13 protein-coding genes are annotated in these 15,887 nt (G+C 62.5%); 2 read left to right on the top strand and 11 right to left on the bottom strand.

Annotation, left to right across the window (positions count from 1 at the left end; translation table 11 throughout):
- Positions 1–6: 6 nt before the first annotated feature.
- The 3 genes from PSH81_RS00875 to PSH81_RS00865 form a co-directional block, all read right to left on the bottom strand.
- Positions 7–678: a CsgG/HfaB family protein gene (locus PSH81_RS00875; protein WP_192298536.1), complete on the bottom strand. Its 672-nt coding sequence runs from the start codon at positions 676–678 to the stop codon at positions 7–9.
- A 44-nt stretch (positions 679–722) separates the two neighbouring features.
- A complete protein-coding gene (locus PSH81_RS00870; protein ID WP_305391842.1) occupies positions 723–1,304 on the bottom strand; it encodes a hypothetical protein in 582 nt (193 codons plus the stop codon).
- Positions 1,305–1,375: 71 nt separating this feature from the next.
- Positions 1,376–1,879, bottom strand: coding sequence for a hypothetical protein (locus tag PSH81_RS00865; protein WP_305391841.1), 504 nt, complete (start codon positions 1,877–1,879; stop codon positions 1,376–1,378).
- A 154-nt stretch (positions 1,880–2,033) separates the two neighbouring features.
- Between PSH81_RS00865 and PSH81_RS00860 the strand changes: the two genes are divergently transcribed.
- Both PSH81_RS00860 and PSH81_RS00855 read left to right on the top strand, forming a co-directional pair.
- Entirely contained in the window at positions 2,034–2,645 is a 612-nt protein-coding gene (locus PSH81_RS00860; protein ID WP_226456634.1) for a hypothetical protein, read from the top strand.
- 3 nt (positions 2,646–2,648) lie between these two features.
- A complete protein-coding gene (locus tag PSH81_RS00855; RefSeq protein ID WP_226456633.1) occupies positions 2,649–3,236 on the top strand; it encodes a hypothetical protein in 588 nt (195 codons plus the stop codon).
- A gap of 1,143 nt (positions 3,237–4,379) precedes the next feature.
- Here PSH81_RS00855 and PSH81_RS00850 read toward each other — a convergent pair.
- The 8 genes from PSH81_RS00850 to pgaA form a co-directional block, all read right to left on the bottom strand.
- Positions 4,380–4,979: a hypothetical protein gene (locus PSH81_RS00850; RefSeq protein ID WP_305391840.1), complete on the bottom strand. Its 600-nt coding sequence runs from the start codon at positions 4,977–4,979 to the stop codon at positions 4,380–4,382.
- A complete protein-coding gene (gene lepB / locus PSH81_RS00845) occupies positions 4,976–5,764 on the bottom strand; it encodes a signal peptidase I (protein ID WP_192298542.1) in 789 nt (262 codons plus the stop codon). The genes PSH81_RS00850 and lepB overlap by 4 nt, the downstream gene beginning before the upstream one ends.
- A gap of 9 nt (positions 5,765–5,773) precedes the next feature.
- Positions 5,774–6,076 (bottom strand): hypothetical protein, encoded by a 303-nt coding sequence (locus PSH81_RS00840; protein ID WP_192298543.1) that lies wholly within the window; start codon positions 6,074–6,076, stop codon positions 5,774–5,776.
- Between the two features lie 84 nt (positions 6,077–6,160).
- Positions 6,161–8,749, bottom strand: a complete 2,589-nt coding sequence (locus PSH81_RS00835; RefSeq protein WP_305391839.1) for an autotransporter outer membrane beta-barrel domain-containing protein — start codon at positions 8,747–8,749, stop codon at positions 6,161–6,163.
- Positions 8,750–9,363: 614 nt separating this feature from the next.
- On the bottom strand, positions 9,364–9,846 hold the full coding sequence (gene pgaD / locus PSH81_RS00830) for a poly-beta-1,6-N-acetyl-D-glucosamine biosynthesis protein PgaD (protein ID WP_226456628.1): 483 nt from the start codon (positions 9,844–9,846) through the stop codon (positions 9,364–9,366).
- Between the two features lie 2 nt (positions 9,847–9,848).
- The gene (gene pgaC, locus PSH81_RS00825) at positions 9,849–11,189 is read right to left on the bottom strand and encodes a poly-beta-1,6-N-acetyl-D-glucosamine synthase (protein WP_192298546.1); all 1,341 of its coding nucleotides are present in this window, start codon (positions 11,187–11,189) and stop codon (positions 9,849–9,851) included.
- A gap of 2 nt (positions 11,190–11,191) precedes the next feature.
- On the bottom strand, positions 11,192–13,189 hold the full coding sequence (gene pgaB, locus PSH81_RS00820; RefSeq protein ID WP_226456626.1) for a poly-beta-1,6-N-acetyl-D-glucosamine N-deacetylase PgaB: 1,998 nt from the start codon (positions 13,187–13,189) through the stop codon (positions 11,192–11,194).
- Positions 13,190–13,201: 12 nt separating this feature from the next.
- Positions 13,202–15,682, bottom strand: coding sequence for a poly-beta-1,6 N-acetyl-D-glucosamine export porin PgaA (gene pgaA / locus PSH81_RS00815; protein ID WP_305391838.1), 2,481 nt, complete (start codon positions 15,680–15,682; stop codon positions 13,202–13,204).
- Positions 15,683–15,887 lie beyond the last annotated feature (205 nt).

Raw genomic sequence — 15,887 nt, 5'->3', positions numbered from 1 at the left:
TGCTGATCAGTTGCGCGGGTTCCAGGCGCCGGCGTTGATGCCGTCCACCAGGCGGTTGATGGCTTCGCGCATGGCCAGGTCGAGGACCTTGCCATTGAGGGTGGAGTCGTAGCTGGCGGTGCCACCGAAGCCGACCACTTCACGGTTGGACAGCGCGTATTCACCGGCGCCCTGGGTGGAATACACCACTTCGGAAGTGTTGATGTTGACAATGTTCAACGCGACTTTGGCGTAGGCCACTTGCGTCTTGCCGCGGCCCAGGATGCCGAACAGCTGGCGGTCGCCGGTTTCCTTGCGGCCGAACTCGGTCACATCGCCGGTCACCACGTAGTCAGCGCCCTTGAGCTTCTGCACCGTGCCCTTGATCGCGGCTTCCTGGGAGATTTCGCCCATGTTGTCGCGGTCCAGCACGCTGAAGCGGTTGGTCTGTTGCAAGTGGGTGATCAGGATGGTCTTGGCCTGGCCACCGAGGCGGTCGACGCCATCGGAAAAGATGCCGCGCATGTAGCTGGAGCGGTTGTCGAACTTGCCTACGGCGATCGGTACACGCACGCCTGAATAGGCAACGTTGGCGCTGGCGACTTGCTCCACCGGCAGTGCGCGGTTGCTCTCGGTGGCGCAACCGGCCACGGTCAGAAGCGCTGCGGCGGTCAGCAGGATTTTGGACAGTGCTTTCACAGGGTGCTCCTAGAGTGAGAAATCAGCAGGTGCAGCAGGTAAAACTAGCGGGTGGGGATGTTGCGGATGTCGTTGACGATGTCGCGGCTGTAAACACGGAAGTAGAAGCCTTCGACACTGGAGTTACTGTTATTGGTCACCAGGGCGCCCATGGTCTTGTACTGCTCGAAGTTGCCGATCACGCCGCCGGGCACTTGGTCATACAGGGCCTTGGAAAAGTGAAGAACCTCGGCGCCGTTCTTCTTGACCGTGACCTTGTAGCTGAAATCGACACTGAGCAGCAGTTTGTTGTCGTCGACGATCAGCGTGGCGAGCCCGCCTTTCGAATCCTGGATATGCCGCGTGTAGACAATGCTCATATCCAGCAGATAGTCGGCCTTGTCCTTGCTGGTGGCGTAGCGACCTGCTTCGAGCAGGCGGTTCACCATATCGACACCCAACGCTTTGCGAACCTTTTCGTCGGACAGGAAGCGCTCGTTTTTACCCACCACCTCAACGTCGAGCGTGTCGAGCCAGTAGGTTGCAGTCTTGGGAATGGTGACTGGCGCCGGTGAGATGTAGTAATCCGGCTGGGAGGCACAGCCAGCCATGAGGCAGGCGGCGAAAAAGAGGACAAGCGCGCGCATGTAAGAATTCATCCCTGAACAGTATCGAGCTTTAAACAATCGGCGGCATTTTACGGAGTTGAGAGGGGTTCTCAAGGGATTTCTGAGCCCAGGCCGCCCGTTTCGCTGCTGTCTGTCGGCTCCGGCAGGGCAATCAGCGCCATCAAGGCGCAGGCTGCAGCACCAATGAAAAACGCCGAAATCAGCGCTAAGGCATTGTCTGTAAAAACAAAACCCTTGGTGCTGCCGCGCATCACCAGGTAGTCCAGCCACGTCAGCCACACAAATGCGACCGCCCCGCCGCTGAGCCCGATAATCGTATAAGTGCGGCGCCCTTTGCTGAACGCGCACAAGGTCACGAACAGCGCAAAACCCAGGGCGGGCAACAGGTACACCACCTGCGCCAGTATCGGCGTAGTGACAAACACCATCCAGAGTTCCAGCCCATGCACTTCCCCGAGTGCACGCGGGTTGCTGAACAGCTGTGCCAACGTGGCGACAAACACCACGGGGCCTGCGGCCAACCCAAACACAAAGGGCATGAACCAGAAGGCGAAGAACACTTTCAGGTGGGGATATTTGTTTGGCTTCATCATGATTTTTTACGAGAACGGGCCGTGACTGTACACCGCCGCCCTGACGCTCGAAACCCGGCCGTGCGCGGCGCCCGCGGTAAAAGCTTGTTCATTCAAGTTCTGCGCCGAGGGGTCGAGACAGTGGCTTGGTTCGTTCTTTTTATAGGGAAATTGCGTGTTTAAACTCCTCCTGCGGGCTACCGCCCTGATCGCCGCGCTGTCGATGACCGGCTGTGTGTCCTACACCGTCACCGGCCCTGTCGGCGCCCCGCTCCACCCTGCCGCTGTCAGCAGCCCGCGTAGCGCGCAAATCGCCGATGTCGCGGTAACTGCCGCCGACATCAACGACGCCAACAAGACCGCCATCAGCCGCTCCCTGACCGTGCAGCTCAATCAATACGTGCGCAGCGCCGGTTACTTCAAGCAAGTCACCGAATACCCTACGCGCCTGGGCGAAAACGATGTGTCGCTGAAATTCAACATGACCTCACTCAAGGGCCACCGTGGCGTGCACCCGGCCTACGTGCCCGGTGCGTTGCTGACGCTGACGATCTGGATCTGGGTCAACGGGCCGATCTTCGTCGACACCTTTGACGTGGCCGGTGACCTGACGATCGTCGACCGCGACGGCAAGCAACTGGCGAGTGCCAAGCAAGAGGTCAAGTTCGAGCGCAACGTCGGCCTCTACGGGCGTGAATACTGGGCACCGACCATGGGTGCCAAGCAACTGAATGAATTGGTGTCGCAACTGCTCGACAGCGCCACCGCCAAGCTGCCCAAGGAGTAAGTCATGAAAGGATTGATCAAACACAGCCTGGTGCTCGCTGCCGCGTTGCTGAGCGGTTGCGTTTCGTACTCGCAACACGAATTGCCGGCGGTGCAGACCTGGCCACCGACCGCCAACGTGCCGGCGCAGAAGCCGACGGCGTACGTACGCACCACCGCTCTGCACCAGGTCAACAGCGGCCCGGGCAACGCAGTGGCTGGCGCCCCGGCGCTGCTGTGGGAAAAGGCCGTGGCCGACTCGTTCCGCCAGTCCAATCGTTTTTCGCGGGTGAGCACCGACAAGGTCGACTCGGATATTTATGCCGACGCCACCCTGTCCAACAACGAACAGTTCAGCATGGCCTCGGCGATCATCACCGGCGCGACCTTCTTCATCATCCCGTCCACGGCGAAGAACACCTTCACCCTGGAAACGGTGTTCAAAGACAAGGATGGCAAAGAGCTGGGTCGCGTCAAAAAAAGCGAGTCGGTACGCACGTGGATGCATTTGGTGCTGATCGTGGGTATTCCATTCCAGACCGATACACGGGAAGTCGTGGAGGCGTTGACGCGCAGTACGCTGGATGAGGCGGTGCAGCGCAAGTTGCTGTAAGTCGGTTCAGGCAACCTCTCTGCCAGCAGTACCGCCGCCTTCGCAGCCTCGCTAAAGCTCGACAACTCCCACAGGGGATTGGCAGTGCCTGGGCAATCTCCAGCCAAACACTGACAGCCCAGCACCCCCCAATCACCTGTGGGAGCGGGCTTGCCCGCGAAAGCGGTAGTTCAGGCAACATCTCCACCAGCAGCACCGCCGCCTTCGCAGCCTCGCTAGGGCTCGACAACTCCCACAAGGGATTGGCAGTGCCTGGGCGATCTCCAGTCGAACGCTGACCGCCCAGCAACCCCAATCACCTGTGGGAGCGGGCTTGCCCGCGAAAGCGGTAGTTCAGCCAACACCTCTACCAGCAGTACCGCCGCCTTCGCAGCCTCGCTAAAGCTCGACAACTCCCACAAGGGATTGGCAGTGCCTGGGCGATCTCCAGTCGAACGCTGACCGCCCAGCAACCCCAATCAACTGTGGGAGTGGGCTTGCCCGCGAAAGCGGTGGTTCAGACAACACCTCTACCAACAGTGCCGCCGCCTTCGCAGCCTCGCTAGGGCTCGACAGCTCCCACAGGGGATTGGCAGTGTCTGGTCTATCTCCGGCCGAGCACTGACAGCCTAGCAACCCCAATCAACTGTGGGAGCGGGCTTGCCCGCGAAAGCGGCAGTTCAGGCAACTCCTCTGCCAGCAGTACCGCCGCCTTCGCAGCCTCGCTAGGGCTCGACAGCTCCCACAGGGGATTGGCAGTGCCTGGGCGATCTCCAGTCGAACGCTGACCACCCAGCAACCCCAATCAACTGTGGGAACGGGCTTGCCTGCGAAAGCGGTGGTTCAGACAACACCTCTACCAACAGTACCGCCGCCTTCGCAGCCTCGCTAAAGCTCGACAACTCCCACAGGGGATTGGCAGTGCCTGGGCGATCTCCAGTCGAACGCTGACCGCCCAGCAACCCCAATCACCTGTGGGAGCGGGCTTGCCCGCGAAAGCGGTGGTTCAGACAACACCTCTACCAACAGTGCCGCCGCCTTCGCAGCCTCGCTAGGGCTCGACAGCTCCCACAGGGGATTGGCAGTGTCTGGTCTATCTCCAGCCGAACGCTGACCGCCCAGCAACCCCAATCAACGGTGGGAGCGGTGGGTCGACCAACCGATTTACTGAGGCCGGCACACGTTGTATGCCTGATTCTCGGCAACTTCCTCCATGTGATGCCCTATCACCGTATTGAGCACCAACTGCCGCTCCGACTTCCCGGTGGGGCGGTACGCCGAGCCCTGGGCATCGGTCTGGATCTTGAAGCCGCTACCCGCCAGTTGCTTGACCAACTGCAAGCGTCTGGCCTGATCACCGTTGCCGCGATGGTCGCTCGGCGACAGGAAAATGATGCGTTCGCGCTGCAACAGCCACACCGGGCGGTCACTGTGCTCGCTTTCAAACACGTAGGCGCAGTCCACCGCCGCGGCCGGGAAACTGGCCTTGCGCACATAGTGCCCGCTCTCATAGCCCACCAACGTCACCAGCCCAGGCTGCACCACGGCAATCGCGTCCTCGGTCTGCACGCCGTTTTGAATGCCGTAGTTCGAATACGCCCAACGCAATGGAATGAACTGCGCCGCCGTGGCGCCAAGCGCGAGGTCGTTGTTGATCCGCGCCTGATCTTCGGCGCCGCGATAAGGCACGCCCTGGCAGCCGGCAAGTGCGGCCAGGCAGAGCAGCGTCAAGGTTCTGGTGAACATCCGAGAAGTGCTGATCATGGGAATCGCGTCCCGATCCGCGCCCGCTCGCTGGAGAACCAGATCCCGGTGATCTTGCCGACCACATCGGCTTCGGCAACCTGGCCCATAAAGCGACTGTCGTTGCTGTTGTTGCGGTTGTCGCCCAGCAAATAGACGTGACCCGGTTCGACTTTAAGCGGCGCCAGTTCCATCGACGCAGCGCCGTTCACGCTATCCGCCGGTGCGTGGAACAGGCCGAGGTTTTCGCCATTGTGGATCAGCTCGCCGTTGACGATGGCCAGGGTATCGCCGCCCACACCGGCGACGCGCTTGATCGCCTCGGTGCCGTTCCAGCGATACACCACGATGTCGCCGACTTTCGGCGCACCCGGCTTGAGATCGGCGATGACGTAGTCGCCCACCGACACCGTCGGCGACATCGACCCGCTCGGAATGTAGTAGTTCTTGAAGCCCAGCAATGGCACCCGCAGCACTTCCAGCAGCACGAAGGTCAGCACGATCAGCACGCCCACATACAGCGCGTGGAAGCGTTTGCGCGGCACGTCCGGCGGGCCATCGTAGCGCTTGGCCAACACCGCCGAGACGATGGCTGAACCAAGCTTGACCGCGACCACAAAGGCGAAAAACACGTACAGCCCGATAGGCGAGGCGATCAGACCGCATGCACCGAGCAAGATCACACCGCCGTACATAAACGCGGCGACCCAGATCGCCCATTTGACACGGCCCACGTAGACCAGCCCCCAGCCCGCCACCAGGCAGGACATCAGGAAGGCTTGAAGGGGGAGTTTTGCGGGTTTCATGGCGGGTCCTTAAGGAAAATTGGTGTCCACAAAGTGTTGCGCGAAATCTTCAGCGTTGATCGCGGTGCCAGCGTTGGCGAACTTCTCGACGTTGGCCTGCCATATTGCCCGGATCTTGTCGGCAACGGTCGCCGGGAAATCCATTTGCACCTCGATCACGGACTGCCAACTGCCCGACGTGCCATACACCTCATGCAGCTTGGGTTCCATGGCGCGCAAGGTGGCCTGCTGCTCATCACTCAGCTCACCGATGGCGGCCAGGACATAGCACTCCAACAGCCGCAGGAATGGCTTGCCTTCATATCGCCTCATAATCCCTCTCCAAAATCACACCGAACCCCATGGCGAGGGAGCTCCCTCGCCACAGGTACCGTGTTTACCCTTGATTGGGCAAGGTTAGAACGCGTAGCGCGCCTTGAGCATCACCCCATCAGCGTCAAACCCACTGCGCGCCTGGCGCGTGTAGCTGGCGCCAACGGTGAAGTCCGACACCTGGTAATTCACGCCCACGCTGGCTTCGTAGCTGTCACGCGCCACCGACGCGCCGGTGACGGTAAACGCCGAACCACCCAACACATAGTTGGAGGTTTGCGCGACACGATCCCCCATCAGGTCGTGATACGCCATCAGTGTCGCTTCCGGCTGCAAGCTGCCCGCGCCCATCGGCAGGTTACCCGCCAGGCGCACACCGGCGCCCAACTCGCCTACTTCATAGCGCTGCGAACGTGTGCTCAGCGCGGCCGACGAACCCTTCTCGTCGTATCCGTCCATGCGCACGCTGGCATAACGCGCAGCCACACGAGGCTCGATCACCACCGCCTGCGACGGCTTGAAGCTGTAGCCGCCGATCACACTGGCCGACAACACATTGCTGTCGTAGCTGCCCTTGGCCGTGGTGCCGGCGATGTGGCGTTTGCTCTGGTTATCGTTATGGCCGTAGCTGAGGCTGCCGTCGACAAACCAGTCTTGCAGCGACCAGTTACCGTACAGCGACAGCGCGTGGCCCTCGACGTCAGTCTTGTTGCCCTGGTCGGAATGGATGTTGGAATTGAGGTAGCTGTAGGCCACGCCCAGGGTGGTGGTGTCGTTGACCCGACCGTCCACACCCACCGCCATGCCGCTGCTGTTGGCCGAGTAGCCGTTGGCGCCGCCGCGACCGTCCTGGTCCATGTTGCTGCTCAGGCCCTGCACCCACACGCCACCGCGCTGTTGTTGTTCACGTTGCTCGGTGAGGCGGTTGAAGATCGCGCCGTTGACCACGGTTTGCCCGGACAAGGCCACGTCCAGCGCACCGCGATTGACGTCCGGCTTGAGCTGGTCGCTGATCTGCGCCAGTCGCTCGGCCGTACCGGCGTTGGCCAGGGCCTGGAACACCTGGTCATCGCTGCCGAGCTGGCTCAACACACCATTCTTGAAGCGGTTGACCGCCGTGGCCGACGCCGCGCTGGCGCCGACGGCGGCGAGGTCTTGCTGGACTTGCCCGTCGGCCTTGACCGCCACCACGGCCTTGACCGTCTGCGCATCGGCCGAGTAGCTGAGCACGTCGAGCAGTGCCGAAGAACTGCCCACCGACAGGCCGTTGTCCTGCACGCGGGTGGCTTGCAGCAGGGTGTATTGCGTGCCGTCGCGGGTGCTGGCGAAATCGCCGGGGTTGGCGCTCACGGTCAGCTTCGAGGCGTTGGCAAAGGTGGCGGTGCCGTTGACCGTCAGGTAGGCGCTGGTCGGCACCACGCGGTCGGACAGGTGCATGTCGATGCCCGCACCGTTGGCGACGTTGAGGTCGCCAGTGACGCTGGTGCCCTGCGCAGAGAGGTTCAGCGAGCCCGAGTTGATCGAGACTGGCGCGCTGATGCGCGTGCCGGTGAAGTTCGCTTGGCCGGCGACGTTGACCGCGTTGAGGTTGAGCAGGTCGCCGACGATGGCGCCGCCGGTCCAGTTCAGCGTCGCCAGGTTGGCGGCGTCCACGGCAACCCCGGAGTTGCTGCGAATTTCGCCGGCTTGCTGGTTGATCTCGAACGGCGAGGTCTGTTCGCTGGCGTTGACCAGGATCGCGGTGCCGTCTGCGGTGATGGTGCCGCGGTTGACGATGCCTCGGGCGCCGCTCGCACTGTTGGCAGCGAAGGTGGCACCGCTGAACTCGAAGGCACTGGCATCGGTGCCCTTGGCTTCAAGCGTGCCGGTGTTGAGGATGTAATCGATGGTGCCGTTGTAAAACAGCACGCCGCGCGCCGCGCTGCCGTCGGCAGAAACCAGCCCACTGTTTTCGATACGCAGCGCGCTGGTCGCGGTTTCCACTTCAATGCCCAGGGCGTCCTCACCCGTGGCGATGATCGAGCCGGAGTTGAGGATCTTGCCGCCGATGGTGGTCGGGGTGGCGCCGTCGACATCTAGGATCAAACCCGTGGCGCCACGGCCATCCATGTTGATCACGCCGGTGTTGGAAACGTCGCCGCCAATGGTGGTGCCGTGCAGGTAAATGCCTTCGCCACCGCCCACGAAACCCAGCGTCGGTGCATTCGGCAGCGGCGCCGTCGAGCGGATCGTGCCCGAGTTGATCACACTGCCGCCAATGGTCGCGTCACCGATCTCCAGCCCTTCATAACCGCCATGGCTCATCAGGATATTACCGGCCTGAATCACATCCCCCGTGATGGTGCTGGGGGGCAGGTTGTTCGGGCCGGTCCAGTACATCGGGTCGATGGCCATCGCACGGATCGTTTTGCCTTGCGAGTCTAACGTAATGTCGGCGCGGTTGATCAGCGAACCCTGGATGTGGGTATCGGTAAAGCCCAGGCCCGCTGGCAGGGTAGTGCTGGGGTCGACCACTTGGGAGAGCTGCCCGGTGATGGTCACAGGCTCATTGAAGGTCTCACTGGCCCAAATATTCTTGCCCTGCCCCAGGTCGAACTCCACGGCCAGCAGCTGGGTGCTGATCGCGCCGACCATGAGGGCCAACAGGGTTTTCTGGAACGGCTTGCGCTTCATTTCTAACTCCATGAACTACGGGTCATTGCCGCCAATACGCCCGACGGCAGTAGGTAAAACGAGTGAATGGATCAATTGATCCGCGTGCATTCCCCCCAGGTGCCCGCCTAAAACCCAGGCGCACGAAGACGCACCGCAAGGGGCGGTGGCAGGCAGGGGAATAGAGGGGAGAGGTTCACATCAATCCTTAATGTCATTTGAAAACGCTGCAGTCCATGCAGCCCGACCGCGTGTGGGTGGGCGGGGTAGAGACCCCGGGATAAACGAAATGTTCAAATGGTGTAGAGGTGGGAGCTGGGTTTGTGAACGGGGTCGCAGACACGGCGCGTGAGGTTCTGCCTCACCTGAGCGGTCAAGCGACTGAGCACTGGGCCAGAGGGCCGCTTTGAGGAGGTTTGGCTATGGCCTGATCTAGGTCGCCTTGCCGAAATCCAGAATGAACCCCGACAAATAAGCCAGAAACCTAACGGGACTGTAGTGAGCGGGCTTGCCCCGCGCTGGGCGGCGCAGCCGCCCCAAACGGGACGCTGCGGTGTTTCAGAAAGACCGAGGTGTCTGGACCTGGGGCGGCTGCGCCGCCCAGCGCGGGCAAGCCCGCTCACTACGGGCTTAGATCAACTGGCGTCTTTGTTGCGATCCTGGTCGGGCACCAGGGTCAATGTGGGTTTTTCCACGTCGCGAGAGACGTGGGATTTCACTTCTTCCACACCGCCCTCTTCGTCGTTGTGGATCACCAGCACACCGGGTTTGCGCAGTTGTTCCAGATCACCCGCGCCGAGCTTGAAGCTCTCGCTGAGGTGCGTGTCGCTGAGCGCGTTGGCCTCGGCGCGGCGCTGGGCGAATTTGCGGCCTTTGCGTTGCTGGTAGCGCGCCCAGGTGACCAGGATCAGCGCATTGAACAGCGCGATCCACAGATAGATCTGCAAGGTGTTGAGCGCCGCAAAGATGGGCGCCTCGATGCGCGGCCCGCCGTGGGTCTCGAGCATCGCGCCGATCCCGCGTGCCAGCAGCCAGATCAACCCGGCCCAGGCGGCCAGGGTCAGCACCACGTCGACGATCCACATCACGGTGTTTTGGCGAGTTCTGACCAGTTTCATGATCACACCTCCTCGTTGGCGGGTTTGATCCCACGATCCGGGCTGACCCAGCGCGCGCGCTTCTGGTGCTGGTTGAACAGCACCTTGGGAAAGCTGACCAATGTAGTGAACAAGCTGACCAGCCAGAACACCATCGGATACCACACGGTCCAGAACAGGGTTTTCCACAGGTCTTTTTCGTAGCGCCGGTCAATCAGGATGCTCACGGCAAACTGCACCAGGCACACCATCGCCAGCACCAGGCCGGTAAACGCCGGGGGCACCAGGGAGTCCACGGCAATCGCCGGTGGCAGCACCATGAACTTGCCCAGGCCCCAGAAGATCACCGAGAGCAGGAAGGTGAACGCCCAGCCGGTGGACAGGCAGTATTCGAACAGCAGCGGCCACAGGTAGCGATGGCGCCATTGCCAGATGCCACGGATGTTCTTGAACAGCACTTCGGCGCCGCCCTGGGCCCAGCGCAGGCGCTGTTTCCACAGGCCACCGACGGTTTCCGGCATCAGGATCCAGCACAGCGCACGCGGCTCGTAGAAGATCGCCCAGTGATCGAGTTGCAGCTTCCAGCTGACGTCGATGTCCTCGGTGATCATGTCGGTGCTCCAGTAGTCGATGCGGTCCAGCGCCTTCTTACGGAACGCCACCACCACACCGGACACCGTGAAGATGCGCCCGAACACCCGCTGCGTACGCTTGATCAAACCGATGATCGAGGAGAACTCGCCCACCTGCACCCGCCCGATCAAGGTCGACCGCGTACGAATGCGCGGGTTGCCGGTCACCGCGCCCAGGCGTGGGTTGTCGAGCATCGGCGCCACCATATAGGCCGCCGCATTGCGGTCGAGCAATGCATCGCCGTCGATGCACACCAGGAACTCGCTGCGCGCTGCCACGGCGCCCATGCGCAAGGCCACGGCCTTGCCCTGGTTCTGCGCCAGGTGCAACACGCGCAGGCGCGGGTGTTCCAGGGCGAGGGCATCGAGCACGGCGGCGGTGTTGTCCTTGGAGCCGTCGTTGACCGCGATCACTTCGATGTTCGGGTAGACCTGGTCCAACGCCGCATGGATGGTCTCGGCCGCGTTATCGCCCTCGTTGTAGCAGGGGATGATGATCGAGATCAGCGGGTTGCCGGCCAGGGTCGGCGCCGGGGTGTCTTCTTCCCACGGCCAGTGGCGCTCCCAGTGCAGCCAGAAATACAGGCCGCCGGCGATCCACAGTGCCGACATGAACAGCGGGTAGAAGAACACGAAGTCCATCAGGAACTGCCCGGTGACCAGGAAGATCAGGCCCAGGGGCACGCCCAATACCAGCGCCAGTACGAATATAGCCAGGATTCTGTCGAACATGGTCAAGGGTTCCATTGATTGGAAAGGGCCGGACGCACGGTCTTCAGGTCCGGGGAGTTTTCCAGGAAGTTGTCCGGGTAGTAGCCAAAACTGGTGACCCCCTGGCGCTTGAGCACACCCATCCATTGCGCCATCTGGTCGCTGTCGATGTCCGGCGCGGCCTTGGTGCGCCAGTCTTTGGCTTGCAGTTCAAACACGGTTTTGTTCAGCGCACCGGGGCGCGCCTTGACCGTGGCGACCAGTTTTTCCAGCCAGGCGTTGGACGTCTTGTACTCCTGGCCTTCCATCAACGGCATGGCCATCGGCGCGGTCCAGTCGTAGGTCTGGAGGAAATCATCGAGGTTCTGTGCGAACCAGGCTTCGCTCTGCGGATTGAGCATCGGCTCGGCGAAGATATTGCGCGCAGTCAGCACCTGCGGCCCGGCAATGGCGCGGACTTTGCCGGTCAGCTCATTGGTGAAGTCGATCAGGTAGCGGCTCTTGAAACGGGTCCAGCGCTGCATCACGGCCGGGTCGGCGCGCAGGGCTTCGATGCTGCCGGGCAAGCCTTGCGCGACATAGGCCTTGAGCGCCGCGGGGCTGGCATCTTCGAAATCGTTGAACACTGCGTCATCGTGATACAGCACGCCGTCGATGGCGCTGTTGCGCGCCAGGTCCTCGTAGATCTCGCCGATGATCTTGCGCACTTGCGGGTCGAACGGCGACAGGCGCTGGTATTGATCCGGGTCGAGGCCGATTTGGCCGGTTTTCGGGTCCCAGCGCGTCACGCGCGGCAGCTTGGGATCGAGGGCGAAACTCAGCACCGGCATCCACGCATACACGGCGGCATGGGCACGGGTGTGCAGTTGCCAGGCGACGCGGTTGAACAGGTCGGCGCGCACCGGCAGGTGACGGTTGGGGAAGTACACCGAGTGCACCAGGCCGTCACCCTTGGGGTCGGCGAAGGCTTGCAGGAAGACCGTGCTTGCGCCCATGTCCAACACGCGCTGCACCAACTGGTCGAGGTTGCGCGCTTGCTGGGCCGCGTCCGGGTCATACACGTTGTCCAGGTCCACATGCATCACCCGCAGCGGCGCCGGGGTTTGCACCGCGACCATGCTGTTGGCGAAGTGCTCGCCGTCCGGGTCGGAGGCCACCAGAAAGCGCGGGCTGTTCATCAGGTCGCCGAGGTTGTCGAGGCCGTCTTCCAGGGTCAGGGCCATCTGGTAGCCCTGTTCGGCGACGATCGACAACGTGGTGCCTTTGGCGGCGCCGTATGGCCACACCCATACCCGTGGTTTTTTGCCGGTGACTGCCTGGATCTTGTTGGAGATCGCCGTGACGTCCGCACGCATCCGCGCCTGGAACTGCGCCTGGGTTTCGTAGCGGCCGGTGGCCGGGTCATAACGCAGCGAGGCCGCCGCCGGTTCCAGGTTGCCCTGGGGGTTGGCGAGGATCCCGGTGTGGCTGGCATCGGTGTGCGCGGCCACTTCCACCAGGCCGGACTGTGACACTTCACGGATCTGCTGCCAGGTCAGGAATTCACCCCGTGGACGTGGCACACCGGCAAAATCCACGGGTTTATCCAGCGGCGTATCGATCCAGTAGCCCACCGGCGCCAGCACGGCATGCCAGTTATAGGCGCGCAGAATCGGCATCACGCGGGTGTAGAAGCTTGAATAGCCGTCATCGAAGCTGAGCATGATGGCTTTGGGCGGCAACGGTGTGCCGCCACGGCGGGCGGCGAGGATCTGATCGACGCTGACCGCCTGGTAGCCGTTCTCGCGCAGCCAGGCCAACTGCTCGATCAAACGTTCGGTGCGTACCGCCACCACCGCCTGATCGGGGTCGCGGTCCTCGACGTCGTGGTAGGCAATGCCCAGGAAGTGGTTCTTCGGCCACGGCAATTCGTTGGGCGCGATCGGCCGCTCGGCGGGTGGGGTGAAAGGCGCGGGTTGCTGGGCACAGGCACTGGCCAGCATTACGCCCAGGATCAACAAGCAACGGCTGAGGACGGTCATGGTCAGGCTCTTCTAGAAACGGTAAGTGAGGTCGACGAGCAGGCGCAGATCGCGTTCGCGATTGCCGTCGTAAGGTCGGCTGATCAGGCTCAGGTTGGCACCGGCTTCCAGCACGTCATTCCAGCGGTAGCGTTGGCCGTAGCCCACCAGCCCGATGCCGCCGGTGGAATAATCCTGCTGGCTATAGGTACCCGCACCGACCTGGAACTGCTGACTCCACTGAGTCTCGTAGCGGTGATAGAGCACATGATTGATGTTGATGACCGGCAGCACGGTGAAGTCCGACTTCGGGTTGAAGTACACCGTGTCTTCCTTGCTGTTGCGGCTGGCGCCGACCTCCAGGCCCAGGTCCACTTGCACCCGTGGTGAGCTGTAGAGGCCTTCGCGGCCGCTGAGCAGGGCTTCGAAACGGTCGTTGCCGTCGCTGAAATGGGACGGGCTGAGGGTCAGTTTCCACTCGCGGCTTTCATTGGCGCGCCAGCGCACAAAACCGCTGCCGCCGTTGGCGGTGATCCCGGCATTCAATGCCCGCAGTGGCGTGGTGGACAGCAAATAACCGAGGCTACCGCCGTATTGCCAGTTGTCGTTGATGTCACGGGCAATCGACACCGCGGCACCTTGCTTGCTGCCATCGCCGTAGGAATGGTTGGAAACTTCGGCCTCCAGGGTCATGTCGCGGGTACGCCGTTCGACGCCCACGGTCTGCCAGCGGTGATGGCCCGTGCCTTCTTCAAAGTCGGCGGTGGCGTAGCCGGCACCGGCGAACAGGCGCCAGTCTTCGTCAATCGGCGGCGTGTAGATACGGCTTTCAATGCCCCAGTCACGACTGCCCGAGACGGCACCGGCCGCGCTGTCGCTACCGCCGCCAAAGCTCTTGCCGGTGTAGGCCTCGACGCGCAGCTCGGCCATGTCGTGCACATCGCGCAACCGGCTCAGGCGCTGCACCTGACGGCTGTCCGGGTTGCGAGCGAGCACGTCGTCGGTAAGCACGTCGAGCTGGCGCCACTCCTCCAAATCCATCGCGGTGTAGGCCTGGCTGACTTCCAGGCCGATGTCACGCGGCACCTGGGCTTCGGTTTCCTTGAGAATGCCTTCGGCGCGCCGTGGCAAGTCGCGGGCGCGGTACATGTCGGCCTGGGCCAGGCGCAGGCCGACGTTGCCTGGGGCCTTGTCGACCAACGCGTCCAGGCTCGACTCGCTGCCCGGCAGGTCGCCGCCGTACACGCCGGACTGGGCCGACAGTTGTTGCGCATCCATCCAGGCGTCGTTGGGATTGCCGATGGGCAAGCCCTTGAGTTCAACCCGTGGCTTCTGGCTGGTGGCGAGGCCTTTGGCGACTTCGACCGCCTCTGTGCCCCGGTCGCTTTCCTGCAAGGCGTAGAACAGCGCCGTGGTGTCTTCGACCCGATCATCCGGCTCGGCATCCGGCGCACTCAGGGCCTGACGATACAGCGGCTCGGATTTTTCCGGCTGGCGCTGATCGAGGTACGACGCGGCCACCCAACGCACGGCATAGGTGGGCAATTGCACGCCTTCGGCGGTGAGGGTTTCGTACTCGCGGATCACTTCGGCGGTACGTGCGCGGGCCTTGAGCGCGCCCAGGCGGTCGATGCGCCAGCGCACTACGTCGTCGTGGGCGCTGGCGTCCGGGGTCCAGCGGGCGAGCAGTTTGTCGTAGTCCTGCAGGGCGCGGTCGGCGACGACATAGCGTTCGTTTTCCGAACGCGTGGCGAACTCGGCCATGCGCACGCGTTCGGCGGCGAGGTCACCTTCCAGGCGACGCTGGGTCACCGGGTCGACCAGGCCCGGGCGCTTGGCCGACAGGCGCAGGGCCGGTTCCGGCATGCGGGCCTTTTGCAAGGCGACGATGTATTCGCGGGCAACCTCCGGTTTATCCCCGGCATGCAGGAAGGCCTGGTCGAACTCGAACAGCGCGTCATAGTTGAAGCCCGCGCGGGTCAGCGCGTAGCCCAGGGCCATGCGCCGGTTCGGGTCATCAGGCTTGGCGGCGACCAACGCACGGGCGCGTTGCACGGCTTCGGTGGTTTTGCCGCCGTCGGCCTGGGTCAGGGCCAGGCCCAGTTGCAGGTCGACATTGTTCGGGTCACGCAGCAGCGCCTGGCGATACACCGCCTCGGCCTGGGCCCACTGCTTCTGATTGCGATAGGTGCGCGCCACGGTGGCGAGCGCCTGGGGCGTCAAGGTGCGATTTTTACCCTGAGCCTCGTACACCTTGAGCACTTCGGCATCCTGCCCTGCCCAACCGGCGATAACCAAGTGATCACTGACCTGGCCCGGCGTCTGGCGCTCGGCAGGCAACTGGCGCAATTGCGTCAGGGCCGGCGTGAAATTGCCGTTGCGGGCCTGAATGACCAGGGCATCGTAGGCAGGGTCGGCCACGGCGAAGGCTGGCACCAATAACTGGCTGCACAAGGCTGCCCCGATGAGCAGTCGCAACCGGCCTGAAGCACTGAGTGGTAGGTTTCGCAGCATATCGTGAGCTTCCTTACACACGGAAAGCTGTAACGATAGGTGGTCCTGAGCGATTTGCATCAGGGTGTCGGCGTCTAGTGACCCGACCTAGCTTTCCTGTAGGAACTATCCCTTAGGAAAGTAGGGAAAAGGCCAATTCATAACAATTGTTCAGAATTGGTGGGGAATCTGAAAAGCCAATGGGGGGACGGACTTACCTGTGATA

Origin of the sequence: Pseudomonas sp. FP2335 (assembly GCF_030687535.1) — a bacterium.
Classification (GTDB): Bacteria; Pseudomonadota; Gammaproteobacteria; order Pseudomonadales; family Pseudomonadaceae; genus Aquipseudomonas.
The sequence above is the reverse complement of the archived record's forward strand: the minus strand, read 5'-3'. Positions and strand labels throughout refer to the sequence as shown.